The organism is Sphaerisporangium sp. NPDC088356, assembly GCF_040685555.1.
Classification (GTDB): domain Bacteria; phylum Actinomycetota; class Actinomycetes; order Streptosporangiales; family Streptosporangiaceae; genus Sphaerisporangium.
In genome coordinates this window covers 1-23,128 of sequence record NZ_JBFBIK010000089.1, presented here as the reverse complement: position 1 = coordinate 23,128, position 23,128 = coordinate 1, and the positions used below count along the sequence as shown (strand labels likewise).

20 protein-coding genes, 1 tRNA gene and 1 pseudogene are annotated in these 23,128 nt (G+C 69.2%); 19 read left to right on the top strand and 3 right to left on the bottom strand.

All coding sequences use genetic code 11. The annotated features are described in order from the left end of the window. The first annotated feature begins 352 nt into the window (after nucleotides 1–352). The 4 genes from AB0O34_RS26650 to AB0O34_RS26635 all read left to right on the top strand — a co-directional run bounded on the left by AB0O34_RS26650 (nucleotide 353) and on the right by AB0O34_RS26635 (nucleotide 3,533). The gene (locus AB0O34_RS26650; RefSeq protein WP_363919810.1) at nucleotides 353–694 is read left to right on the top strand and encodes an STAS domain-containing protein; all 342 of its coding nucleotides are present in this window, start codon (nucleotides 353–355) and stop codon (nucleotides 692–694) included. Nucleotides 695–1,108: 414 nt separating this feature from the next. Further along, on the top strand, nucleotides 1,109–1,438 hold the full coding sequence (locus AB0O34_RS26645) for a hypothetical protein (RefSeq protein ID WP_363919808.1): 330 nt from the start codon (nucleotides 1,109–1,111) through the stop codon (nucleotides 1,436–1,438). A 211-nt stretch (nucleotides 1,439–1,649) separates the two neighbouring features. Next, entirely contained in the window at nucleotides 1,650–2,636 is a 987-nt protein-coding gene (locus AB0O34_RS26640; protein ID WP_363919806.1) for a chorismate-binding protein, read from the top strand. 66 nt (nucleotides 2,637–2,702) lie between these two features. Continuing rightward, nucleotides 2,703–3,533 (top strand): aminotransferase class IV, encoded by an 831-nt coding sequence (locus AB0O34_RS26635; protein WP_363919804.1) that lies wholly within the window; start codon nucleotides 2,703–2,705, stop codon nucleotides 3,531–3,533. Here AB0O34_RS26635 and AB0O34_RS26630 read toward each other — a convergent pair whose 3' ends face one another. Then, nucleotides 3,534–4,772, bottom strand: coding sequence for a hypothetical protein (locus tag AB0O34_RS26630; RefSeq protein WP_363919802.1), 1,239 nt, complete (start codon nucleotides 4,770–4,772; stop codon nucleotides 3,534–3,536). A 258-nt stretch (nucleotides 4,773–5,030) separates the two neighbouring features. Between AB0O34_RS26630 and AB0O34_RS26625 the strand changes: the two genes are divergently transcribed. Next, a complete protein-coding gene (locus AB0O34_RS26625) occupies nucleotides 5,031–5,663 on the top strand; it encodes a DUF305 domain-containing protein (RefSeq protein ID WP_363919800.1) in 633 nt (210 codons plus the stop codon). Nucleotides 5,664–5,714: 51 nt separating this feature from the next. Here AB0O34_RS26625 and AB0O34_RS26620 read toward each other — a convergent pair whose 3' ends face one another. Beyond that, a complete protein-coding gene (locus AB0O34_RS26620; protein WP_358552562.1) occupies nucleotides 5,715–6,128 on the bottom strand; it encodes an SsgA family sporulation/cell division regulator in 414 nt (137 codons plus the stop codon). Nucleotides 6,129–6,575: 447 nt separating this feature from the next. On the opposite strand from AB0O34_RS26620, the gene AB0O34_RS26615 reads away from it, so the two are divergent. From AB0O34_RS26615 to AB0O34_RS26555, 13 genes and pseudogenes are all read left to right on the top strand, one after another. Then, nucleotides 6,576–6,650 (top strand) — tRNA-Val (locus AB0O34_RS26615). 559 nt (nucleotides 6,651–7,209) lie between these two features. Beyond that, a complete protein-coding gene (locus AB0O34_RS26610; protein WP_363919798.1) occupies nucleotides 7,210–7,659 on the top strand; it encodes a DoxX family protein in 450 nt (149 codons plus the stop codon). 173 nt (nucleotides 7,660–7,832) lie between these two features. Beyond that, nucleotides 7,833–8,735, top strand: coding sequence for a helix-turn-helix transcriptional regulator (locus AB0O34_RS26605; RefSeq protein WP_363919796.1), 903 nt, complete (start codon nucleotides 7,833–7,835; stop codon nucleotides 8,733–8,735). A 184-nt stretch (nucleotides 8,736–8,919) separates the two neighbouring features. Further along, nucleotides 8,920–10,143 carry a PHB depolymerase family esterase gene (locus AB0O34_RS26600; protein WP_363919794.1) on the top strand — a complete coding sequence of 408 codons (1,224 nt, stop codon included), beginning with the start codon at nucleotides 8,920–8,922 and terminating at the stop codon, nucleotides 10,141–10,143. 393 nt (nucleotides 10,144–10,536) lie between these two features. After that, complete coding sequence (locus AB0O34_RS26595) at nucleotides 10,537–10,896, top strand: PRC-barrel domain containing protein (protein ID WP_363919792.1); 360 nt, start codon at nucleotides 10,537–10,539, stop codon at nucleotides 10,894–10,896. Between the two features lie 678 nt (nucleotides 10,897–11,574). Further along, on the top strand, nucleotides 11,575–13,335 hold the full coding sequence (locus AB0O34_RS26590; RefSeq protein WP_363919791.1) for a ThuA domain-containing protein: 1,761 nt from the start codon (nucleotides 11,575–11,577) through the stop codon (nucleotides 13,333–13,335). Between the two features lie 241 nt (nucleotides 13,336–13,576). After that, a pseudogene (locus AB0O34_RS26585) lies at nucleotides 13,577–15,862 on the top strand (PQQ-dependent sugar dehydrogenase); the annotation flags it as partial. Between the two features lie 100 nt (nucleotides 15,863–15,962). Further along, a complete protein-coding gene (locus AB0O34_RS26580) occupies nucleotides 15,963–16,298 on the top strand; it encodes a discoidin domain-containing protein (protein ID WP_363919789.1) in 336 nt (111 codons plus the stop codon). 199 nt (nucleotides 16,299–16,497) lie between these two features. Continuing rightward, the gene (locus AB0O34_RS26575) at nucleotides 16,498–16,920 is read left to right on the top strand and encodes an SPW repeat protein (RefSeq protein ID WP_363919787.1); all 423 of its coding nucleotides are present in this window, start codon (nucleotides 16,498–16,500) and stop codon (nucleotides 16,918–16,920) included. 120 nt (nucleotides 16,921–17,040) lie between these two features. After that, nucleotides 17,041–18,045, top strand: a complete 1,005-nt coding sequence (locus tag AB0O34_RS26570) for a DNA topoisomerase IB (protein ID WP_363919785.1) — start codon at nucleotides 17,041–17,043, stop codon at nucleotides 18,043–18,045. A 54-nt stretch (nucleotides 18,046–18,099) separates the two neighbouring features. After that, complete coding sequence (locus AB0O34_RS26565) at nucleotides 18,100–18,525, top strand: phage holin family protein (protein WP_363919783.1); 426 nt, start codon at nucleotides 18,100–18,102, stop codon at nucleotides 18,523–18,525. Then, nucleotides 18,522–19,151 carry a DUF3618 domain-containing protein gene (locus AB0O34_RS26560; RefSeq protein ID WP_363919781.1) on the top strand — a complete coding sequence of 210 codons (630 nt, stop codon included), beginning with the start codon at nucleotides 18,522–18,524 and terminating at the stop codon, nucleotides 19,149–19,151. Before AB0O34_RS26565 ends, AB0O34_RS26560 begins: the two co-directional genes overlap by 4 nt. Before the next feature lie 227 nt (nucleotides 19,152–19,378). After that, nucleotides 19,379–20,350, top strand: coding sequence for an alpha/beta hydrolase (locus tag AB0O34_RS26555; protein ID WP_363919779.1), 972 nt, complete (start codon nucleotides 19,379–19,381; stop codon nucleotides 20,348–20,350). 30 nt (nucleotides 20,351–20,380) lie between these two features. Here the strand turns inward: AB0O34_RS26555 and AB0O34_RS26550 are convergent, their stop codons facing one another. Continuing rightward, a complete protein-coding gene (locus AB0O34_RS26550) occupies nucleotides 20,381–21,244 on the bottom strand; it encodes an NAD(+)/NADH kinase (RefSeq protein ID WP_363919777.1) in 864 nt (287 codons plus the stop codon). A gap of 488 nt (nucleotides 21,245–21,732) precedes the next feature. Between AB0O34_RS26550 and AB0O34_RS26545 the strand changes: the two genes are divergently transcribed. Beyond that, a complete protein-coding gene (locus AB0O34_RS26545; protein ID WP_363919775.1) occupies nucleotides 21,733–22,065 on the top strand; it encodes an Lsr2 family protein in 333 nt (110 codons plus the stop codon). The last annotated feature ends 1,063 nt before the right edge of the window (nucleotides 22,066–23,128 follow it).

Sequence of the window (23,128 nt, the reverse complement as noted above, 5' to 3'; positions counted from 1 at the left end):
ATCGCCCATGGGGCACCGCTCCGTCCCTCGGGTGCGGAGCGCGGAAGGAGCCGGAGGTCAACACCGTCGACGAAGCGCGCGAGAGGGCGTCCGTCTCCGCGGCCGAGGCTCGCCCGCTGGCCGGGGTGCGCCGCCACGCGGCCCTGGGCACCGCCCCGGACGGCGCGTTCGATCGGCTCGCCTCACCGGCCGCGCGGGCCCACCACCGCGGACGGCCTTTCGACCACGGTGTACGACCTGATCACCGTCCTCGGCAAGGGGATGTCAGACGAGACCGCAGTTCCCGCCCCGTCCGTGTCGCCCAGTCGACCGCCGTACTCTTCCAGGAGCCTTGGTGCAGCATGACCACGGTTTGACCGTCACACTCCAGCGCCATCCTGCTGGTCCCCTCCTGCTGGTCCTCAGCGGTGATCTCGACCACCACACCACCCCTCGCCTGCGTGCCGCCCTGGACGAGCTCTCCTTCGGCCCCGGCCCGGGGCTGGTGATCGACCTGTCGGCCATGAAGTTCTGCGACTCCACCGGGATAGCCGCGCTGGTGGCCGCCCACCAGCGCGCCCAGGACGCCGGAACGGTTCTGGTCTTGGCCGGACTCGATCCCGACATCGCCCGCATCTTCTACATCATGGGCCTCGACCGGCTGTTCTCTTTCTACGACACCGTGGAAAAGGCCGTGGGGAGCCTGTCCTCCTGACCGGCGCCGCCGCGCTCCGCGGCCGATAGGCGGGCAGGCGCCCGGTCGGCGTGCTCGGGCGTCTGGCGGCGGGCCCGGAGCAGGGCTCCTCCTCCAGACAGGACTGGAGATCGGGTTGAGGCTCGCCCACCGCGCCCTGCGGAACCGACCCCCGAAGTCGCCTGGCCAGGCCAGGGGGAAAATGCGTGAGAAGCGGCCCACGACCGGGACCGGTGTCCGAGTCGCGCGATCGTTCTTGAGATGACAAACAGTATGCAATCATCCATGCCGCAGACCAGTCGAACCGGGACAGGCGCGCGGTCGCAGGGTATGGGGCCGATGTCCGAGCAAACGAAAATGCCCGCCACCAAATGACCCGAAGGGGCAGGTGCGCAGCTAATGGTCCGTCACAGTGCAGAGAAGTCACACGTTGATGTGGCCATCAACGTGGGGAGGCTTACGCTGGCCGTGCTCGTGCTCGTGATATCGGGGATCACCACATCGGTGCAGGCGAGCGCGGGCACGGTGGCGATCCGCCAAGGCTCCCGGGCCGCCGGCTCCGACGATCGTGGCGCCATCGTCGTGCGCATCGGTAACGGCGTCCGCAACAGGGCCTATCTCCAATTGAAGAGCCCCACCTACCTGAGCGGCGCCCAATCGATGTCGAATTCGACCATTAGCGGAAGGTCCCGCATTCAGGCGGTCATCTGCAAGAAGGGACAGCGCCGCTGTAGCGTCGTGCAGATGAACAAAGGAGGGAGATAGATACTAGGTCGCGTCCCTCGCGGATAACCGGCGCGCCCATCCCCGGTCACCTGGGTGGGACGGGCGCGATCACTTCCACCTCGATCGGGAAGGCGCGGTCGCGGTTCGCGCGCTCAGCCCGGCCAGGGTGATCGCGTCCCAACGACGCGGTGGGCGGGGCCTCGGCCGGCGGTGGCGCGAGGTGGGGTGTGGGGGGCGGGAGAATGGAAGGGTGTATTTCGCCCATGTCGGAGGCAGGCTGGCCACCGGGCTGCGGGATGTGACCACCGACCTCGGCGCCCTCGACGGGACCGGCTGGTGGGCCGTCGTGGTGACCTACGAGGGCAAGGTCACCTGTGCCCGTTTCGACGAGGTGCGCCCGGCGCCCCTTCCTGCGGCCTCCGGGCCCTGGCCCGCCTCGCTGCGCTGGACCAGCTCACTCGACCAGCGGGGGTACGAGGACGGCGTACGGCGCATCCGGGACTACATCGGGCAGGGAGCGGTCTACCAGGCCAACCTGTGCCGGGTCCTGTCCGCCGAGATCCCGCTCGACGCCGACCCGCTGGTGCTGGCCGGACGGCTGGCGCGGGGCAATCCCGCGCCGTACGCCGCCACCGTGCGCGTGCCGGGCCTGACGGTGGTCTCCGCCTCGCCGGAGCTCTACCTGTCCCGCGCGGGGAACGTCGTCGAGTCCGGGCCGATCAAGGGTACGGGCGTGACCGCGGACGACCTGCTCGAAAAGGACTACGCGGAGAACGTGATGATCGTCGACCTGGTGCGCAACGATCTCGGCAGGGTGGCCGAGGTTGGCTCCGTCACGGTTCCAGCCCTTTGCGCCGTGGAGGAGCATCCGGGCCTCGTACACCTGGTTTCGACCGTTCGCGCCACGCTTGAGGAGGGGTGCGGGTGGCCCGAGCTCTTCTCGGCGACCTTCCCGCCCGGTTCGGTGACCGGTGCGCCCAAATCCTCGGCGCTACGTATCATCAATGAACTCGAACCTGAGCCCCGGGGGCCGTACTGTGGGGCAGTGGGCTGGGTCGACGCGAGCAGGCGCGAGGCCGCGCTGGCCGTGGGAATCCGCACGTTCTGGATCGAGCGCGACCTCATCCGCTTCGGCACGGGAGCGGGCATTACTTGGGGCTCCGATCCGGGGCGCGAGTGGCGCGAGACCGAGTTGAAGGCGTCCCGGCTCATCGCTCTGGCCTCCGGGAGGGCCTGACGGCCGTCCCGGCTCCGGCCGGTGAGGCACAGCCGGCACCACCTCGCAAGAATGGGAGATCTCTAGATGAATGTTCCGGTCTGGGTCAACGGGGAACTGATCGATCCCACGCAGGCCAGCGTCTCCGTCTTCGACCACGGGCTGATGGTCGGGGACGGCGTTTTCGAGACCATCAAGTGCGTGAACGGCGAGTCGTTCGCGCTCACCCGGCACCTGGACCGTCTCAAGCTCTCCGCTGAGCGTCTCGGCCTGCCGGCGCCCGACGTCGACGCGATCGCCGACGGCGTGCGGGCCTGCCTGGCGGAGGCGCCGCCGTGGCCGCTCGGCCGCATCCGCGTCACCTACACCAGCGGCAACGGCCCGCTCGGCTCCGACCGTGGCAACCAGGGCACCAGCGCCATCGTGATCGTCGGAGCGCAGGCGCCGTTCCCCGAGACGGCCGGCGTGACCGTGGTCCCGTGGCCGCGCAACGAGCGAGGGGCGCTCGCCGGGGTGAAGAGCACCTCCTACGGCGACAACGCCAAGGCGCTGGCGTACGCCAAGGAGCGCGGGGGCCAGGAGGCCATCTTCGAGAACCTCGCCGGCAACCTCTGCGAGGGCACGGGCAGCAACATCTTCATCGTCAGGGACGGCCACCTCATCACGCCGACCATCGCCTCCGGCTGCCTGGCCGGCGTGACACGCGCGCTGGTGCTCGAATGGCACGGCGGCGAGGAGGCCGACGTGCCGATCTCCGCCCTGTACGAGGCCGACGAGGCGTTCCTCACCTCCACGACCCGCGACATCCAGCCGATCAGGCTCGTCGACGACACGGTGCTCGCCACCGCGCCCGGCCCCGTCACCGCCAAGGCGATGCGTGTCTTCGCGGAGCGGAGCGCGGCCGACGTCGACCCGTGATCACTCCGGGTACGACACCTGGGTCTGGGCGTTGAGCTCGTCCAGCTTGACGGCCTTCGCCGGATCGGTGAGCGGATCGTCGATCGCGATGACGTCCAGGCCCTTGGTGATGTCGCTGGAGTAGATGTAGCCGTTGTAGTAGTACGCCGACCACGAGCCGCCCAGCTGCGGCTCCCCTGAGGTGTTCAGCGGGCCCCGGTCGACGTACGCGATCTCCTTGGGGTGGTCGGGGTCGGTGAAGTCGATCACCGACACCCCGCCCTGGTACCACCCCTGGACCATGATGGTCTTGCCGGGCACGGGAAGCAGCGAGCCGTTGTGCGCGACGCAGTTCTCGGTCTCGGTCTGGTGGCGCGGGATCTTGAAGTACCCCCTGCGCTGGAGCTTGCGGTCCCCGGTGATGTCGTACACCGCGTCGGCGCCCCGGGTTGGCCCGGTCTTGGCGTCGCAGGTCGGGGCGATGCCGCCGCCCAGCTCGTCGGAGAAGATCACCCTGGTCGCGTCGTTGGTGAACGTCGCCGAGTGCCAGACGGAGAAGTTCTCGGTGTCGGTGATCTCCTGGAGCACCCTGGGGCGCGTCCTGTCGGAGATGTCCATCAGGATGCCGTTCCCGAGGCAGGCCCCCGCGGCCAGATCCTTCTCCGGGTACACCGTGATGTCGTGACATCCGCTGGTCGCGCCCGGCTGGGACTCGTCGTCGCCGTCGGTGAACAGCACCGGCTGGGCGACGATCTTCGCCTGGGCGGGGTCGCTCACCGGGACCTCGATGATCGCGATGGAGTCGTGGGGCGGCTTGCAGTACTTGGCCTCGGGCGAGGGGCCGAACGACGAGACGTACAGGTAGACCTTCGCGGCGTCCTTGCCGGGCACCAGCGTGTGGGTGTGCGAGCCACAGGCCGTGGCCAGGGACTTCAGGTAGCGGGGGTGGGTCTTGTCGGAGATGTCGAAGATCCGGATGCCTTCCCAGCCCGCGTCCAGGTCGCCGCGGCGGCTCTGGCAGGTCTCGTTGTCCCGGGGCTCGTCCACCGACAGGAAGAGCAGGTTCCCGGTGACGGAGATGTCGTTCTGCCCGCCGGGACAGACCACCCGCGTGACGACCTTCGGCTTGGCCGGGTCGGTGATGTCGTGGATCGTGAAGCCCTCGTAGTTGCCGACGTAGGCGTAGTTCCCCTGGAAGGCCAGATCGGTGCCCCAGGCCTCCTCGCCGTCGAACGGCGCGGACAGCGGGACGTTGGCCACCAGCCTCGCGTTGGCGCTGTGCCGCACCCCGTCCGATGTGGAGCCCTCGGGGGACGACGACGCTATCGAGTCCGCGGGGGCGGGTGCCGGATCACCGGCACAGCCCCCGAGAAGGAGAACCACGCCCGCTAGAGAAGCGAACGCCCCGATCCGCCACGTGCCCACAATGCCCCCTGTTATCCGGTGAATTTGGGAATGTGCCCCAGTATGGAAGCTATGGTGATCCGGCGCCGCACGTGCGGGCTTTTTGTAACGGTTGTGCTGGGATCCGGGCTGGCTTCCCTGCTGACGGGCTGCACGAGCGAGGATCCCGGGCACGGCTCGCCCATCGTGGCGGGCGGCGGCGCCCCGGTGATCATCCCGGGCGCGCCGGGAGACGCCGGACGCAGGGCCACGCCGGGTGAGCACGTCGGCCGGTCGGAGTCACGGCCGTCCGCCGCCGACGTCCTGTTCACGGAGCGGATGATCCCGCACCACCGGCAGGCCCTGGAGATGGCGGACCTCGCTCCCTCCCGGACCTCGACCCCCGGCGTCCTGCGCATCTGCGAGCGCATCGCGGTGGGGCAGCGGCCGGAGGTGGGCGTGATGTCGCGCTGGCTGCTGGCGCTCGGCCGAGCCGTGCCCGCGGAGCACCCCGCGCACGCGGCGTCGCCGGGCGAGGAGGGGTACGGCATGGCGAGCCTGGGGGAGATGAACCGGTTGCGCTCGTCGCGCGGTGCCGCTTTCGACGCGCTGCTCCTGCGGTTGATGATCAGACATCACGAGGGCGCGGTGAAGATGGCGGGGGAGGAGCTCTCTGGCGGTACCGACCAGACCATACGGAAGATGGCCCAGGATGTTGCCTCCGGCCAGCGCGTGGAGGTCGAAAGAATGCGGAAGCTCATGAAGTGACAAGGCGTACGCCCCCGGAGGGGACCATCGGGCATCCGGCCCGGTCTTCGGTCAGGAGCTCCACAGCATGTTCGACAGCTCGTCGTCGAGGTCCATGAAGTCGGTCTCGCGGCCGGCGGCCACCAGGTCGTACGTGCGGTGCAGGAACTCGGTCAGCGGTGGCAGCGGCACCTCGAAGAGCGCCTGGCCGAAGGGCGAGGTGAGGCTGATGTTCAGCGTGCGCTCGCCGTCGGCCCGCGCGGGCCACACCTGGACGTCGCCGTCTCCCACCCGCCGGACGATGCCCACGGTCAGCAGCTCGCGGGCGAAGATCCACTCGACCGGTTCGTCGTTCCCCACGTGGAAGGCCATCCTGATGGCGTACGGATCGTCGGCCGTATAGCTCAGGCCTGCCAGCAGGGGGACGGTGGTACGGTCGGGGACCACAAGTCGAAGGCCCAGCTCGGCAGAGACGGTGGCGTTCATCGTCAGCCAAACCTTTCGTCGGTGGGTCCCCTCGCGGGGCTTTGGGTTGCGGTGCTCTGAAGGACTTCGCTCGGAGCTATGTCTGCGAAACGAAGGAACCTCCAGGAGAGATTCCGCTCCTGAGCCCTTCTGTAACGCATATCACAGCGCGACATTTATGCCTCTACCTGGTCAAACATCGCTTAGAGGCGCCTGTTTGCAAGGGTTTTGCGTGTCGTTCCTGCCGTCCTACGGGGCATCTACGGGTGTCTCGGGGTAAAGATCATAAGTGGTGCGATTCGGATGAGTATGGGGCATGACGATGCTATGACAACAGAGCGCCACGCCGCCGGACTCCTGAGAACCTTTCGTGATCCAGTTGTCTGACCGCTTCGCCAGCACCCCCGAGAGTGAGGTATGGTTTTCCCCGTCGGGCAAGGTCCTCCGAGCGGGGATTCCGGCACAGGAGGGCGATTAGCTCAGCGGGAGAGCGCTTCGTTCACACCGAAGAGGTCACTGGTTCGATCCCAGTATCGCCCACCATCCGCAAGGCCGCTTCCCATCGAGGGAAGTGGCCTTTTTGGATCTTCTGGATCCTCGTGCCTCCAGGGGGAGCCGGCCGGAAACTTTCACCGGGCCTCCGGGCGTGGAAGGACGTACGGGTCTTCCCGTCCGGCGAAAGCCGCAGGTGGGAGCCCCGCACGCGTGAGCGGCGACGTCCCCTCGCCCTAGGGGCGCCGCCGGGTCGTTGACGAGGGGTACCCCAGACCGGATTCTGGGGTGGGCGTCGTCCGGCCCCCCGATCAAGGGAGCGACGAGGCCCGGCGCTCCGGACACCGGCGAGAGCCCGCGCGGACGCGGGCCAGAGGCACTCTGCGGTTTCCCGATCTCGTGCCGCACGGATCCCTGCACGTGCGCCGTTCCACCTGCGCGTACCCGACCCCTGATCTCCGTCGGGTCCCCGGCTACACTCGTTGGTCACTCAACGTGACCGTTCGGCCACTCTCGCCAACCGGGCGGCTCCGGTCGCACTCCCGCACGGTCACCGTCGCCCGTGTGACGGTGACCGGTGCGCCCCACCACCAGACCAAGAGGTGATCTCATGAACGTCGACCGGTTCGGCGGACCGGCACTCTCGCTGTTTCGCGTCGTCACGGGCCTGCTGTTCCTGTGCCACGGGCTGGCGTCGGTCTTCGGCGTGTTCGGCGGAAGTCGTGGCACGGGCCAGCCCATCCCGTTCGGCACCTGGCCCGGATGGTGGGCCGCGCTCATCCAGGTGGTCTTCGGCACGCTCGTCCTCATCGGGCTCGCCACCCGTGTGGGCGCGCTGCTGTCGTCCGGATCCATGGCGTACGCGTACTTCGTCGTGCACCAGCCCGCGGCCCTGCTGCCCCTCAACAACGGCGGCGAGCTGGCCGTCCTGTTCTGCTGGTCGTTCTTCCTGGTCGCCGTGCTCGGTCCGGGCAGGTGGTCCCTGGACGCGGCGATCCGCCGTCACCGCGCGGGCGGGCTCGGCGCGTACGCCCCGGCTCCCGCGCGGGTGAGCCCGTGAAGGAGGGGACCCCTACACGCACGAGAACCCCTAGTGGTGACCCGTTCCGAGCGCTCTTAGGTTAGATTCCTGATGGCAGGTTGAAGAAACCCGAACCGCCAGTGATGACCGAAGTTGGGATGCGAGGCTTTGGGATGAGCAGGCGTGTTCGGGTTCTGCATCGGAGAGGGCGCATGAGGGCTTTGCGGGCCGCGGGTGAGCTGGAAGACGAGCACGTCCTGGATCATCGGCAGGCCGGGCCCACGGTGTTCCGGATGCTCGTCGGAGCGCAGCTGCGCCGGTTGCGCGAGGCCCGTGAGATCACCCGGAGCGCCGCCGGCTACGCGATCCGCGCGTCCGATACCAAGATCAGCCGCTTGGAGCTGGGCCGCACCGGCTTCAAGCCGCGTGACGTGGCCGACCTGCTGACCCTGTACGGCGTGACCGACGAGGCCGAGCGCCAGGCCATGCTGTCCCTGGCCGAGCAGGCGAACACCCCGGGCTGGTGGCAGGTGTACAGCGACGTGGTGCCCTCCTGGTTCGAGGCCTACATCGGGCTGGAACAGGCGGCCAGCGTCATCCGCTCGTGGGAGGTGCAGTTCGTCCCCGGCCTGCTGCAGACCGAGGACTACGCGCGCGCCGTCATCCGCCTCGACCACACCGCGACGCGGAGCGACATCGACCGCCGCGTCGACCTGCGGATGAGGCGGCAGCGGATCCTCACCAGCCCGGGTGCCGTGAAGCTGTGGTCGGTGATCGACGAGGGGGCGCTGCGCAGGCTCGTCGGCGGGGCGCCGACGATGCGCGCGCAGATCGAGCACCTCATTGAGATGAGCGAGCTGCCGAACGTCACCGTGCAGGTGATGCCGTTCAGCTCCGGCGGCCACGCGGCGGGCGGTGGCCCCGTGACCATCCTGCGCCTCGCCGCGCACGAGCTTCCTGACGTGGTCTACCTCGAACAGCTCGTCAGCGCGGTGTACCCCGACAAGCCGGCGGAGATCCTGCACTACTGGGACGTCATGAACAGTCTCAGCGTCCAGGCGGAGCCGCCCGCCAGGACCGCCGCCACCCTGCGGCGCATCCTCGGGGAGCTGTGACCGCCCGGTAGGGCCTTCCCCCCGCCGGGGTCCACCCCGCCTACAGGCGGCAGGTGCATTGTGGGTGCCGCGCACATTTCCGCTTCCCGACGCGCGATCTAACTTTGCGTGGACCAAAGGTGTGATGGTCATCACACCGTCTCGCGGCACCCGTGAGATCGGTCCTCGTGGAAGGAGCGGTCAGATGAAGCGCTTCCTGTACTCGTCCCTCACGCTGCTGGTGGGCCTGGTGTCCTTGGTCGCGACGCTCCAGCTGACCATGGGCAGCGCCAGCGCGGCCTCCCTCACCAAGGTCACCGGCTTCGGGTCCAACCCCGGCGGCCTGAACATGTGGGTCTACCGGCCCGACGGCCTGCCCGCCAACGCTCCGATGGTCGTGGCTATGCACGGGTGCACCCAGACGGCGAACGACTACTACTCCAACTCGGGCTGGAAGAAGTACGCGGACCTGTACCACTTCGCCGTGGTCTTCCCCGAGCGGATCGACTCCGGCACGTTCCCCTCCAACTGCTTCCAGTGGTTCCAGGAGGCGCACATCGCCAGGGGTCAGGGCCAGGCGCTCTCCGTCGCGCAGATGGTCGGCTTCGCGACCCAGACCTACCACCTGGACGCGAAGAGGGTCTACGTCACCGGCCTGTCGGCGGGCGGCGCGATGACCGCCGTCATGCTGGCCACCTACCCCGACCTGTTCGCGGCCGGTTCGGTGGTGTCCGGCCTGCCGTACCGCTGCTCCCCGCCCGCCTCCACCACCACCTGCCAGTACTCCGGTGTGGACAAGACCCCCAAGGCCTGGGGCGACCTGGTGCGCGACGCCCACCCCGGTTACACGGGCCCGCGTCCGAGGGTCGCCATCTGGCACGGGCAGTCGGACGCGGTCGTGGTGCCGAAGAACGGGCTCGAACTGCGCGACCAGTGGACCGACGTCCTCGGCGTCTCGCAGACGCCCGCCTCGACCGAGTCACTACCGGCCGGCACGACCCTGGAGAAGTACGGCAACGACGCGGTGCGCCTCTACAAGATCGCGGGTGCGGGGCATGGTACCCCCGTAGACCCGGGCGGCGCCGCAGACCAGTGCGGGACCGCCGGCGCCTACTTCCTCGACAGCATCTGCTCGGCCTACCGTGACGCCGCCTTCTTCGGGCTGGACGGCTCCGGGCCGACGCCGACCGCCACCCCGACGGTCACCCCCACCGTCACCCCCACCCCCACCGTCACCCCGACGGTGCCGCCCGTCTGCGTGACGGCCAGCAACTACGCCCACACCACGGCCGGACGGGCTCACCAGTCCGGCGGCTCGACCTACGCCAACGGCTCCAACGACCCGATGGGGCTGTGGAACACCTTCACCACCCACACGCTCAAGCAGACCGGGCCCGGCTACTGGGTCGTCGCGGACGGTCAGTGCTGAGAGCCCGGAGACGCGGAACCCCGTGTCCACCCGGCGGGATGGCCGTCCGGGCGGGTGGACACGGGGAAGTCCTCGTCGTGGGGGAACGGGGTCACGAGCCGGTGCCGTCGCAGGCGTGGGAAACGCCGCGGAGGGCCTCCCGGCGGTGCCGGTACTCGTCGCCCCGTGGCGCCAGATTGGTGCTGAGACTGCGATTGCTGAACGGGAACCGACGCCTTTCCCTATTGCCATGAGACGGCGGAATTGAAGCCTTTACCTCATGCTGAGGTGGCGCCCTTCATGTCCGGGTACCGACAGTATTGCGGAGCGGAAGCCGTGCCTTCGCCCACCGAAAGCGGTGATTCAGCGGTGGGCGTACGGCCTTCGGTGTACCAGCGAAGAGGGAGCCAAAGAATGATCAGTGACAACCTGTGGACATACCGGCCGGACGTTTACGGCCACGACCAGACGATGGACATCGCTGGCTTCGACGTGGAGGCCGTGGACGGCAAGATCGGGTCCGTCGACGAGGCCAGCAACGTGGTGGGCGAGAGCTACATCGTCGTCGACACCGGGCCGTGGATCTTCGGTAAGAAGGTCGTCCTCCCCGCCCTCGTCGTCACCCAGATCAACCAGCCGGACCGCAAGGTCTACGTCGCCCGCACCAAGCAGGAAATCAAGAACGCCCCGGAGTTCGACCAGAAAGCGTACAAGGACGCCGGGTACCGGGCGAGGCTCGCCGGATATTACGGAAATCTCCCCGGCGTCAGGTAAACGCCTTCACGCCGATGGGTCGTTCGCGTCCGCGCGGGCGGCCCATCTCCGCGTTCGCCGCACCGCGTGAATCCTTCCGCAGCAAATAAGGTATTTAGCCGTATATGTCCCCATAGGTGATTCGCGTCGCGCGGCGCGGACCCCTGTTCGCGCCCGCGCCGGGGCGGCCGGACGGTCGACTGCGAGGAGAGGGGCCCTGACCGGCGTGACCGGTGATCGGCGACCGGTCTCGCTCGGCCCTCGGGCCCCTCTCCGGCAACATGGCCCCGAGACGAGTGGCGATGGCCATCCGGCACGAAAGCCATCGCACCGCTACCGCCTCAGGACTGTCAGGCGCAGTTAACATTGGATGTCTTGGGACGTCAAGAGGCCTCCCGCCAGGTGTGTTCGTGGGTGGAATCTAGCGTCAGACGGTGACATGCCCCGCCACCAGCGACGTTGTCGCGACAAATGATCACGAGGGTGCGTCGTGGGGAAGCTGGTGAACATCGGATGTGTCCGCATTGTTAAATGATCCGATGTCTATCCGGTTTCGATGTGTCCAGACGGTGTCGACACGCTTGACGCTTCCGTTCGGACATGCCAAAGTTTCGTCGACAGCGGCGAAAGTACGTGGCAAACCTTTCGACTTTCCCCCAGGTGCGGCGGCGCGCTCCTCCCATCGCGAAGGAATCCGTCATGGACGTGCATCCGCTCACCCCCCGGCTCAAATCTCCCTCGCCCCTCCACGCACGCGTGTCCCGCGTGCTCCTGCGGGCCGCGCTCGCGCTGGCCGTCATGCTGACGGGGATCCTGTCCGTCCCCGTCGCGGCGTCGGCCGCGCCCCTCACCAAGATCCTCGTCTTCTCCAAGACGGCCGGCTTCCGGCACTCGTCCATCCCGAACGGCATCGCGGCGATCCAGCGGCTCGGCACGGCCAACGGGTTCACGGTGGTCGCGACGGAGGACGCCGCGGCCTTCACCACGGCCAACCTCGCGCAATACCAGGCCGTGGTCTGGCTCTCGACCACTGGCGACGTCCTGAACGCCGCCCAGCAGACCGCGTTCCAGTCCTACATCGCGGCGGGCGGCGGCTACGTCGGCATCCACGCCGCCGCCGACACCGAGTACGACTGGCCCTGGTACGGCGGCCTGGTGGGCGCGTGGTTCAGCTCCCACCCCGCGACCCAGCAGGCGACGGTGCGCGTGGAGGACAGGTCCAACGTCTCCACCTCGCACCTGGCGCCGACCTGGACCCGCACCGACGAGTGGTACAACTACCGGTCCAACCCGCGCGCGAACGTCAAGGTGCTGGCCGGCCTCGACGAGACGTCCTACACGGGCGGCACCATGGGCGACCATCCCATCACCTGGTGCCAGAACTACGGCGGCGGCAGGTCCTGGTACACCGGCCTCGGGCACACCGAGGAGTCCTACGCCGACCCGGCCTTCACGACGATGGTGCTCGGCGGCATCCAGGTCGCGGCGGGCGCCAAGCCGGCCGACTGCCGGCCCGAGACCGGCTACACCCCGCTGTTCGACGGCACCCAGACGACCCTGAGCAAGTGGCGGCAGGCCGGCCCCGGCGGCTTCACCCTGGCGAACGGCACCCTCACCTCCTTCGGGGGCATGGGTCTGCTCTGGTACCCGGTCAGCACGTTCGGCAACTACTCCCTCAAGCTCGACTGGATGATGCCGGGCGACGACAACGGCGGAGTGTTCATCGGCTTCCCCGACCCGCAGGGGGACCCGTGGAAGCCGGTCGACGCCGGGCATGAGATCCAGATCGACGCCACCGACGCCGACCCGACCCGCACGACGGGTAGCGTCTACAGCTTCAAGGCGCCCGACTCGGCACTGCGCGCCGCGGCGCTCAACCCGCCGGGCTCGTGGAACACCTACGAGATCGGCGTGCACGGGCAGCGGGTCGAGATCTACCTCAACGGCGTCAAGATCAACGACTACACGAGCACCCGGGCCATCGCCAACGGGTACATCGGCGTGCAGAACGACGGGGACGGCGCGGACATCAACTACCGCAACATCCGGATCAAGCAGGACACCGTCGCCGTGACCGACCTGGCACGGGGCCGCCCGGTCACGGTCTCCAGCGTAGAGCCCGGCAGCCCGCACGCCGGCGCCAACGCCGTCGACGGCAACGCCACGACCCGCTGGGGCAGCGCCTACTCGGACCCGCAGTGGATCACGGTGGACCTCGGCGCCACGCGCACGATCGACCGTGTCAAGCTGACCTGGGAGACCGCGTACGGGAAGGCCTACCAGATCCAGACCTCGCCCAACAACACCACCTGGTCGACGATCTACTCCACCACCACGGGGGACGGCGGCACCGACGACGTGGCCGTCACCGGAACCGGCCGCTACCTGCGGATCTACGGCACCCAGCGGGCCACCCAGTGGGGCTACTCCCTCTGGGACCTCAACGTCTACGGCAGCTGAGCAGCCGAACCCCCGGCCTTCACACCCCCCTGGAGTCTTCGTGCCATCTTCAGCGCGCCTTCGCAAGGTCGTCGGCGCCGTGGTGCTCGCCCTGGTCGCCACCGCCACGGCGGGAGCGGCGGGCACCACCAGCGCCTCGGCCTCCACCCCCTCGTCCCTGTCCGCGTCGTCTTCGTCCATCGCCCTCGCCCCGCCCCCGACGAGCGGTTTCGAGAAGGTGAAGCTGGACGGCGGCCTGTCGATGGGCGAGCCCATCGAGCTGTCGGTGCTGCCCGACGGCAAGGTCCTGTACATCAACCGCGGCTCCACCTCCGGCGGCGGCCAGGTACGTCTCTACAACCCGTCGACCAAGGCCACCACGGTCGCCCTGACGCTCCAGCTCGACGCCCGGTTCGAGGACGGGCTCATCGGCATCACCCTGCACCCGCAGTTCGCCACCAACCGCTGGGTGTTCCTCTTCTACTCGCCGAAGGTGACCCCGCTGGTCAACCGGATCTCGCGGTTCACCTTCAACACCTCGACCAACGTCCTCGACCCCGCCAGTGAGGACATGATCATCGAGTGGCCGACCGAGCGCGACCTGTGCTGCCACTCGGCCGGGTCGATGACGTGGGACTCGAACGACAACCTGTACTTCGCCGTCGGGGACAACACCAACTCCGGGGGCGATTCGGCCGGCATGGCGCCGATCGACGAGCGGACGAGCCGCAGCCCCCAGTACGACGCCCAGCGCACGGCGGGCAACACCAACGACCTCCGGGGCAAGATCAACCGGATCCACCCGGAGAGCAACGGCACCTACACCGTCCCGGCGGGCAACCTGTTCCCCACGGGCACGGCGCAGACCCGGCCCGAGATCTACATCATGGGCACGCGCAACCCCTACCGGATCTGGGTCGACAAGCAGGCGGCCAACACCCTCTACTGGGGAGAGGTCGGACCGGACGCCGGGGCCACCATCGCCAACCGGGGTCCGGCGGCGTACGACGAGTTCAACCGCGCCACCGGTCCGGGCAACTACGGCTGGCCGTACTGCGGAGGGCCGAACGTCGCCTACAACGACTGGGACTTCGCGGCCAACGCCCCCCGCGGGTGGTTCCCCTGCGGGGGCTCGGCGGGACCGGTGAACAACTCGCCGCGCAACACGGGCCTTCAGCAGCTTCCCGCCACCAAGCCCGCGCTGGTCTGGGAGCAGCACGGCGGCAGCAAGGAATGGCCCGCCCTGGACAACCCGGGCGGCTGCGGATCGCCCAACCACACCGAGGTCTACCACTACAACGCGAGCCTCAACTCACCCAACAAGTGGCCCGCCTACTACGACAACAAGTGGCTGATCTCCGAGTACTGCCGTAACTGGATCAAGGAGGTCCAGTTCAACAACGGCAACCCGTCAACCGGTACCCCGACCGTCATCGACCCGGTCCTCGCGGGCATGAACCTCGTCCACCCGATCGACATGGAGTTCGGCCCCGACGGCTCGCTGTACCTGCTGGAGTACGGCAGCGGCTACTTCTCCGGCGCGGCGGACGCCGGCCTGTACAAGATCAACTATGTCCAGGGAGGCCGCTCGCCGATCGCGGTGGCCTCGGTCGACAAGGACAACGGCCTGACCCCGCTCACGGTGGCCTTCTCCAGCGCCGGCAGCTCCGACCCCGACGGCGACCCGCTGACCTACGCCTGGGACTTCGACAACAACGGGACCACCGACTCCACGGCGGCCAACCCCTCCTATATCTACACCACCAACGGCGACAAGCGGGCCCGGCTGACGGTCAACGACGGCACGGGACACAGCGGAACGGCGCTGGTCCCCGTCGTCGTGGGCAACAACCGCCCGACGCTCTCGCTGTCGGGCCTTCCCGCCGGAGGCACCTACAGCTGGGGCGACGACCTGACCGCGACCGCGGGGGCCACCGACCCCCAGGACGGCACCGTGCCCTGCGCGAGCGTCGTCATCCGGGCCGCCCTCGGGCACCAGGAGCACGCCCACGAGGAGGGACAGGGCACCGGCTGCGGGTTCACCGTGAACACCGGTCCCATCCACGCGGGGCTCGACGCGGTGCAGTTCTTCGTCATGCGCTCCTCCTACACCGACAAGGGCGCCTCGGGCACCGTGGCGCTCACAGGGGAGAAGGAGATCACGCTCTGGCCCAAGCAGTGGCAGGCCGAGCACTACGTCCAGCTCAACGGCCCCAAGGTCGTCGACCAGGCCGCGGCCGAGGGCGGCAAGCGGCTCGGGGACATCCAGAGCGGTGAATGGGTCAAGCACCACGCCGTCAGCCTGAAGGGCATCACCGGGATCAAGGCACGCGTCTCCTCGGCCAACGCGGGCGGCACCCTGTCGTTCCGCTTCGACTCGCCGACAGGCCCCGAGGTCGCCCGCATCGCGGTGGCCGGCACCGGCGGCTGGGACAACTACGTGGAGCTCACCGCGCCGGTCACCAAGCCCGACGACGGCACGCACGACCTCTACATCGTGTTCAGCGGCGTCAACACCGGCACCAACGCCCTGTACGACATCGACAGTTACACCTTCACCGGTCCCGGTGTGAGCGCGCCTCCCACCGGCACCAGCGACCTCGCGCGGGGCCGCCCCACCACGGTCTCCAGCGTGGAGGACGGCAAACGTGCTGGTCGGCGCGAACGCGGTGGACGGCAACGCGGCCACCCGCTGGGGCAGCGCGTACACCGATCCGCAGTGGATCACGGTGGACCTCGGCGCGTCGCACTCGATCAACCGGGTCAGGCTGAACTGGGAGGCCGCCTTCGCGCGGGCCTACCAGGTGCAGACCTCGCCGGACAACTCCACCTGGACGACGGTCTTCTCCACCACCAGCGGTGACGGGGGCGTCGACGACCTCACCGTCACCGGCACAGGGCGCTACGTGCGCGTGTACGGCACCCAGCGGGCGCTGTCGCCGTACGGCTATTCCCTGTGGGATCTCAACGTGTACGGTACCTGACCAGCGGATCCAGGTGAGCCCCGACCGGGCGTGATGCGGCCTTCCGGCCCGGCTCACGCCCGGATCACGCCCGGTTCGGGCATACCGGACAATTCGGATGATCGGCCATCATTTTGCACAGATCACCGTGACCTAGCTCTCCGCATGGGTATGGCGACATTGATCCGTTCCGCATAGGAAATCGGAAGGCGGTGAGGTCATGACCAGACCGACCGGCCTGGAGGCGCATCCCGACATTGTCGCGATGCGGGCCAAGTACGAACGTGCGGGTTCCAGCACGGCCGCACAGGTGATCGATGGGCTGACGCTTCTCGCAGGGCTCTACCTTGCGATATCGCCATGGGTGGTGGGGTTCAACGGCCTGTCCCGGCTCGCGGTGAGCAACATGGTCACCGGGCTGGCGCTGGCCGCTCTCGCTCTGGGGTTCGCGTCGGCCTTCGGCCGGACCTACGGGCTGACGTGGATCGTACCGATCCTGGGAGTCTGGACGATCCTGTCACCCTGGATCATTCGATCGCACACGACCGGGTCGATCTGGAACAACGTCATCACCGGCATCATCATCCTGCTGCTCGGGCTGGGTGCCATGGCGGTGGGGACCCGGAAGATGCCCACGAGGTAGTGAGGGGGCCGCCTCAGGGTGTGGCGGTGTGCCCGCCACACCCGCTGTGTGAGCAGGTCCGCCGCCCTTCCGGGGCGGGTCGTCCTGTTTGCGGCGCGCGGCGCGGGTAGGGGGAGCCACGTGACGGTGGAACTGCGGCAGAGCAACCCCGCCGAACCGGGGATCCGCCGCAGGCGCCGGGGACGCGGCTTCAGTTACGAGTGGCCGGACGGCAGACCGGTGACCGGGCGCCGCGCCGTGGAGCGGATCAGATCGCTCGGCATCCCTCCCGCGTGGAGAGAGGTGTGGATCTGCCGCTCCGCCGACGGCCATATCCAGGCGGTCGGCACCGACACGGCAGGACGCCGCCAGTACCGCTACCACGATGTGTGGCGGGAGGAGCAGGACCGCGCGAAGTTCGACCGTGTGTGCGAGATGGCGCGGCGGCTCCCGGCCTTCCGCGAGCGCGTCGACAAGGATCTCCAGGGGCGCGGCCTGACACGCGAGCGCGTGCTGGCCGCCGCGGCCCGGATGCTCGACATCGGCTTCTTCCGGGTGGGCGGCGAGGAGTACGACTCGTACGGGCTGGCCACGCTGCGCATGGAGCACGTTACCTGCGGTAGGGGGCTGGTCACCTGCGTCTACCCGGCCAAGGGCGGCAAGAGGCGGGAGGTGGAGTTGGTCGACGCGGACGTGTGCCAGGTCGTCACCTCCCTGCACAGGTCGGGGGAGGACTGCGAGCTGCTGCGCTACAAGGACGGCGGGCAGTGGGTCGACGTGCGCAGCGAGGACATCAACTCCTACCTGCGCGAGACCCTGGACTTCGAGGTGTCGGCCAAGGACTTCCGCACCTGGCACGCGACCGTGCTGGCGGCGGTGGGCCTCGCGGTCTCCTCGCGTGCGCGCAACCGCACCGGCAGGAAGCGGGCGGTGAGCCGCGTCATGAACGAGGTCGCCGACTACCTGGGCAACACGCCGGCCGTCGCCCGGGCCTCCTACGTCGACCCGCGGGTCATCAAGTCCTACGAGAGGGGCCAGACCATCGAGAGGGCGCTCACCGAGCTCGGCGCCGACGCCGGCTTCGGGCAGCTCGCCACCCACGGTGGCGTGGAGCGGGCGGTGATCGCCCTGCTCCGCCGTTCATAGCCGCTCCCGTCCGGCGCTGTCCGCCGGGGCCGGGGCAACAAGAGGGGAACCGCCATGACCGACCTGAAGGAAGCCCGGGCGATCGCCAACCCGTACGCCTCCCAATCGACCGCCGAGCTGATCAGGCACCTGTCCGAGGAGGTGTCCCGGCTCGTCCGGGACGAGATCCGGCTGGCGACCATGGAGCTCACCCGCAAGGGCAAGAGGGCGGGGCGGGGCGCCGGACTGCTCGGCGGCGCCGGAGTCGTCGCCCTGTACGGCGGCGGCGCGCTGGTCGCGGCGGTGATCCTGCTGATCGCCCAGGTGCTCACGCCGTGGATCGCCGCCGTGATCGTGGGGGTGGCGCTGCTGATCATCGCGGCCGTTCTCGCCGTGACCGGTAAGAAGCAGGTGGCCAAGGCCACGCCGCCGCTTCCCGAACAGGCCATCCAGAGCCTCAAGGCCGACGTCGACGCAGTGAAGGAGAGTGCGCACCGATGACCGAGACCGACCCCGCCGGAGCCCCGGACCGGCCCACCGCCGGAGAGGTGGGCATGCACCGGCAGGAGCCGGGAACGGCGACCCCCGAGTCCGCGGGGCCGTCGCTCAACGTCCCCGAGGTCCACGCGCCCCCGAAGCCGTACGTCAAACCCGTGGTCAGCCACGGCAAGGGCGACCCGCTTGCCGGTCTGTCCGAGACACCCCGCAGGGCCCGCCCTGAGGTACCGCGTGAAAGGAAGCACGAGATGCGCGTATCGGAGGAGGACCGGCTGCGTGACGAGATCGTCCGCACCCGCGAGGACCTCGGCCGCACGGTCGAGGCGCTGGCGCAGAAGGTCGACGTGAAGGCGCGGGCGCAGCAGAAGATGGCCGAGACGAAGGTCGTCGCCAGGGAGAAGGCCTCCGTGATGGCCGAAAGGCTCCGCGGGGCCGCCTCGCACTCGGCGAGGGCCGCCGCCCACGGCACCGGGACGGCCCGCGACTTCGTTCCCGGGACGCTGAGAGGCGTGGCGGACCAGATCTCCCGCCGCCCGGCCGTGCTCATCGCGGTGGGAGCGGCGACCATGGCCGGGGCCGGGCTGCTGAGCCTGGCGGAGAGGCGCGCCCGTCCCACCCGCCGGGCCTGACGGCCGCGGGCGGAACGTCCCGGCGTCCCGGTCCTGACCCTCACCGGGCTCAGGATCGGGACGCCGGAGTTCTCCGGTGTGTGGCGACGGTCGGCCTGCCGGTGCTGATTGAACGGGAAACAGCAGGTCATCGTCGTCCTGTCGCGGTTGTGGCGAGAGGCGGCCCGGGGCACATGCTCCGGTGTACCGCCCTGCAGTCATGCCACACATCCCACGAGGTGCACCACATGCCGCTTCACCCCAATATCGACCCCGAGCTCGCCGCGGGGCTCCAGCACGCCTTCCTCCCGCCCGCCGACTTCGCCCGCATGTCACCGGCGGACCTGCCGGGCCTGCGCCGCCAGATGGGCGCCGCGTTCGCCGCGATGCCGCCCATCGCCGCGCCCGGGCTCTTCGTGGAGGACCGGATGGTGCCGGGGCCGGACGGCGACCCCGACATCAGGGTGCGCCTCTACCGCCCCGAGAAGACGCGCGAACCGCTGCCGTGCCTGTACTGGATGCATGGCGGGGGGATGGTCCTCGGGCTGGTGGAGATGGACGACGCGAGGATGGCGGGCTACGTCCGGGACGTGGGCTGCGCGGTGGTGTCGGTGGAGTACCGGCTGGCCCCCGAGCACCCGCATCCGGCGCCGGTCGAGGACTGCTACGCCGGTCTGGTCTGGACGGTCAAGAACGCCGAGGAACTGGGCATCGACCCCGAACGCGTCGCCGTGGGCGGGGCGAGCGCGGGAGGCGGGCTCGCGGCGGGCACCGTCCTTTTGGCACGCGACAGGGGAGGCCCGCAGGTCGCGTTCCAGCTGCTGAGCTCTCCCATGCTCGACGACCGGGGCACCACCCCGTCCAGCCGCGAGTTCGCCGAGGCGTTGGCGTGGAACCGCGACGCGAACGTGTTCGCGTGGACGGCTCTGCTGGGGGACGCGATGGGCACCGAGGACGTGTCACCGTACGCCGCGCCGGCCAGGGCGGCCGGCCTGTCGGGGCTCCCGCCCGCCTACATCGAGGTAGGGGAGCTGGAGGTCTTCCGGGACGAGTGCGCCGACTACGCCCGGCGGCTGGTCCAGGCGGGCGTGTCCACCGAGTTCCACATGTATCCGGGCGCCTTCCACGGCTTCGACGCGTTCGTCCCGGACGCCGAGCTCAGCCGCAGGGCCGCCGCCGGCCGGCTGGCGGCCCTGCGGCGGGCGCTGACGCGCATGTGAGATCGCTCATACGGAGATCGTGCCCGCCGCTCAGTCGACCTCGGCGCTGCCGCTGACCCGGAGCTTGCGCCGGGCCCGCTCGTAGAAGGTGGTGGTGCCGAGCCGCACGACCTGGCCCGCCGAGCGCACGGCCGTCACCGTGAGGCGGTCGCCGGGCGACATGCTCCCGGCCACCGAGCCGTCGACCTCGACGGCCAGCCGGCCGCTGGTGGGGAGCAGCTCCAGGGTCACCTCCTCGTCGGCCGACAGGACCAGGGCCCTGTTGAACGACGAGTGCGCGGCCGCGGGGACGACCAGGAACCCCTCGACCAGAGGGGAGACCAGGGGGCCGCCCGCGGAGAAGTTGTAGGCGGTCGACCCCGTGGCCGTCGCCACGATGACCGCGTCGGCCGCGTACCGGACGAAGGGCTGGCCCTCCACCGAGATCGCGACCGCGGAGAGCCGGTCGCCCGGTATGCGCGCCAGGGCGATGTCGTTGAACGCGGTGACCGTCGTGCCGCCCGGGAGCGTGCCCCTCACCGCCATGCGGGGCTCGACGGTGAACGCGTGGCTGTCGATGGCCGAGAGCGCCGGTGGCAGCTCGTCGACGTCGATCTCGGCGAGGAAGCCCAGCTTGCCGAGGTTCACGCCGAGAACGGGGGTGGACCGGCCGCAGACCAGCCGCATGGTGCGCAGCATCGTGCCGTCGCCTCCGAGGCTGACCAGCAGGTCGGCGCGCTCCACCAGGGTGGCGGAGTCGACCGCCACGGCGTTGCAGTCGATGCGGCCGACCTCGGCGGGCAGGCCGAGCACCGTGACGGCCCTGTCGCGCGCCCACTCGACGATCGTGTCGATGGCCTGCTTGGAGTCGCGCTGGGGGTGCAGCACCAGCCCTACGGTCTTGACCATGCCCATGGACGCAACTGTACGGGCGCCCGGAGACGGCGAGGATGGTCGTGGGCGGCGTTTCGTCAGGCCGGAGGGGCTTTCGGGCGCCCCCGCGACCGAGGCCGCCGCACTCCGCGACACGCCGGTGACGGCGGCCGGGCCTCACCGCGGCGGAGGGCCTTCGCGCCCCGGCGCCTCACCCCGGGCTGTAGGTGAGTCATCCCCTATTCGCCGCCCCCTTCTGACGGAAGAACGCCGTCCTGACCCTGAATAGCTGTAGTCCGCGCTATGTTCGGCCCTGCGTGCATGTGGTGCTCGGACCAGTTTCCGGTCCGACGCGTGATCGCCGGTTCGATGACAGACGGCTCCGCGCTCCGATAAACGGGAGGTTCGCCGGAATCGGCGGAGTTACGCCATGAGGCCGCCTATCCGTCGCACTGTTCTCCGCGTGGGAAGCGACGGAAACCGGGTATATTCTTGAGGTGTCAAACTAAGCTCTGTGAAAGGAGTGGGAGATGGCGACACAGATCCAGACGCTTCTCATCGACGACCTGGATGGCGGCGAAGCAAAAGAGACCGTGGTCTTCGCGATTGACGGCACCAGCTACGAGATCGATCTGAACGACAAAAACGCCAGCAATCTGCGCGAGGCTCTTTCGCCTTTCGTCTCCAGCGCCCGTCGCGCCGAGGGTGCCCCCGCCAGGGGTCGCAAGCGAGGCGCCCCCCAGCGGCCCTCTCGCGACAAAAGCTCGGAGATCCGGGCTTGGGCCAAGGCACACGGGCTGAACGTCAGCGAGCGTGGCCGGATCGCCTCGCACATCGTGGCCCAGTACGAAGCGGCACAGTGAATGATTAACCCGTCGCGCCCGGATTAGTCGCCCGACGAGCACGTGATCCTCCGCCTGGATCTCTCTAGCGGACCGCCTTTGTGGCGGCCGTGCTCGCACCGGGCAATGGCCGCCCGAGTGTCTGCGGCGGCCCGAGAGCGGTTCCTCTCGTCCGCAGGCCCACGCGCCTGGCCTGCGGGGTCTCGCCTCCCGGGCGCGACCGTGCCGTGGCCGTCATTCGGGCCAGGTAGTGCTGACTTCAGCGAATTTGTCTGGATGAGCACTATTCCTTACCGGCCCCGTGTGTTAGCCGCGACGACGGCCGTGCCCGTGAAGTTCCCGGGAAAACCACGGCCCGGCGCGGCGTCCCGGCCGGGCGTGCCTTTCCCCCGCATAACCCGTGCCGTACGCGGCCGATCTCCGCTTCTCAAGAGCTTCCCGGGTCCGGGACACCGAGGCGCCGGGTATGCCGGGAGTTGGCGCCCATGCCAATCCGAAAAATAATGTCGCCGGTACCGGCCACTTGACGTGCCGGCGAACCTCCGCCATTATCTCTGCCCTCCGGTGCGAACTCGCCGAGATCCGCCGGGTTCGGCCGCCCGGCGGCTCCGGCGCGAAGGGTGCCTCCCGCCCGGCGATCTCGCAATCTAATGACCGCGGCAGGCGCGGATTGTCCGGTGATTTCGCCGGGTGGGGACAATCGTGGCCCCCGGTGGAGCCTCCCGGCCCTCCGTGGCGCATTCGCCGGAGCCGTCCCCTGCCCAATCTGGGGTGTTACATGCGAACACGATAAGGCAATGCCGGGGCGAGTGTTTTGCGGGTGGACTCCGATGCGGGCCCGAATCTGCCCGCCCCTTTTGTAACCATCTGTAAGCGGAGTATGGCGGTATGTCGTGACTTTCTGACTCCTATAAGGGATAGGAGAAGCGTCGCCATGGTCATTAAGGGGTGACACGAGCCGAGCGCCGGGGGGGCCCCCCGGCCGCGCACCCCCCGGGGGCCCCCCGCACTGGGGGTAACCCCCCAGGACAACCAGCCCCCCCCCCCCCGCCCCCCCCCGCCGAAACCCCCCCCGGGGCCCCCC

Excerpts from the sequence above, each read along its gene's own strand:
- AB0O34_RS26635 (WP_363919804.1), top strand. The coding sequence starts at position 2,703 with ATGAATGTTCCGGTCTGGGTCAACGGGGAACTGATCGATCCCACGCAG.
- AB0O34_RS26620 (WP_358552562.1), bottom strand. The coding sequence starts at position 6,128 with ATGAACGCCACCGTCTCTGCCGAGCTGGGCCTTCGACTTGTGGTCCCC.
- AB0O34_RS26610 (WP_363919798.1), top strand. The coding sequence starts at position 7,210 with ATGAACGTCGACCGGTTCGGCGGACCGGCACTCTCGCTGTTTCGCGTC.
- AB0O34_RS26605 (WP_363919796.1), top strand. The coding sequence starts at position 7,833 with ATGAGGGCTTTGCGGGCCGCGGGTGAGCTGGAAGACGAGCACGTCCTG.
- AB0O34_RS26600 (WP_363919794.1), top strand. The coding sequence starts at position 8,920 with ATGAAGCGCTTCCTGTACTCGTCCCTCACGCTGCTGGTGGGCCTGGTG.
- AB0O34_RS26595 (WP_363919792.1), top strand. The coding sequence starts at position 10,537 with ATGATCAGTGACAACCTGTGGACATACCGGCCGGACGTTTACGGCCAC.
- AB0O34_RS26590 (WP_363919791.1), top strand. The coding sequence starts at position 11,575 with ATGGACGTGCATCCGCTCACCCCCCGGCTCAAATCTCCCTCGCCCCTC.
- AB0O34_RS26575 (WP_363919787.1), top strand. The coding sequence starts at position 16,498 with ATGACCAGACCGACCGGCCTGGAGGCGCATCCCGACATTGTCGCGATG.
- AB0O34_RS26565 (WP_363919783.1), top strand. The coding sequence starts at position 18,100 with ATGACCGACCTGAAGGAAGCCCGGGCGATCGCCAACCCGTACGCCTCC.
- AB0O34_RS26560 (WP_363919781.1), top strand. The coding sequence starts at position 18,522 with ATGACCGAGACCGACCCCGCCGGAGCCCCGGACCGGCCCACCGCCGGA.
- AB0O34_RS26555 (WP_363919779.1), top strand. The coding sequence starts at position 19,379 with ATGCCGCTTCACCCCAATATCGACCCCGAGCTCGCCGCGGGGCTCCAG.
- AB0O34_RS26550 (WP_363919777.1), bottom strand. The coding sequence starts at position 21,244 with ATGGGCATGGTCAAGACCGTAGGGCTGGTGCTGCACCCCCAGCGCGAC.
- AB0O34_RS26545 (WP_363919775.1), top strand. The coding sequence starts at position 21,733 with ATGGCGACACAGATCCAGACGCTTCTCATCGACGACCTGGATGGCGGC.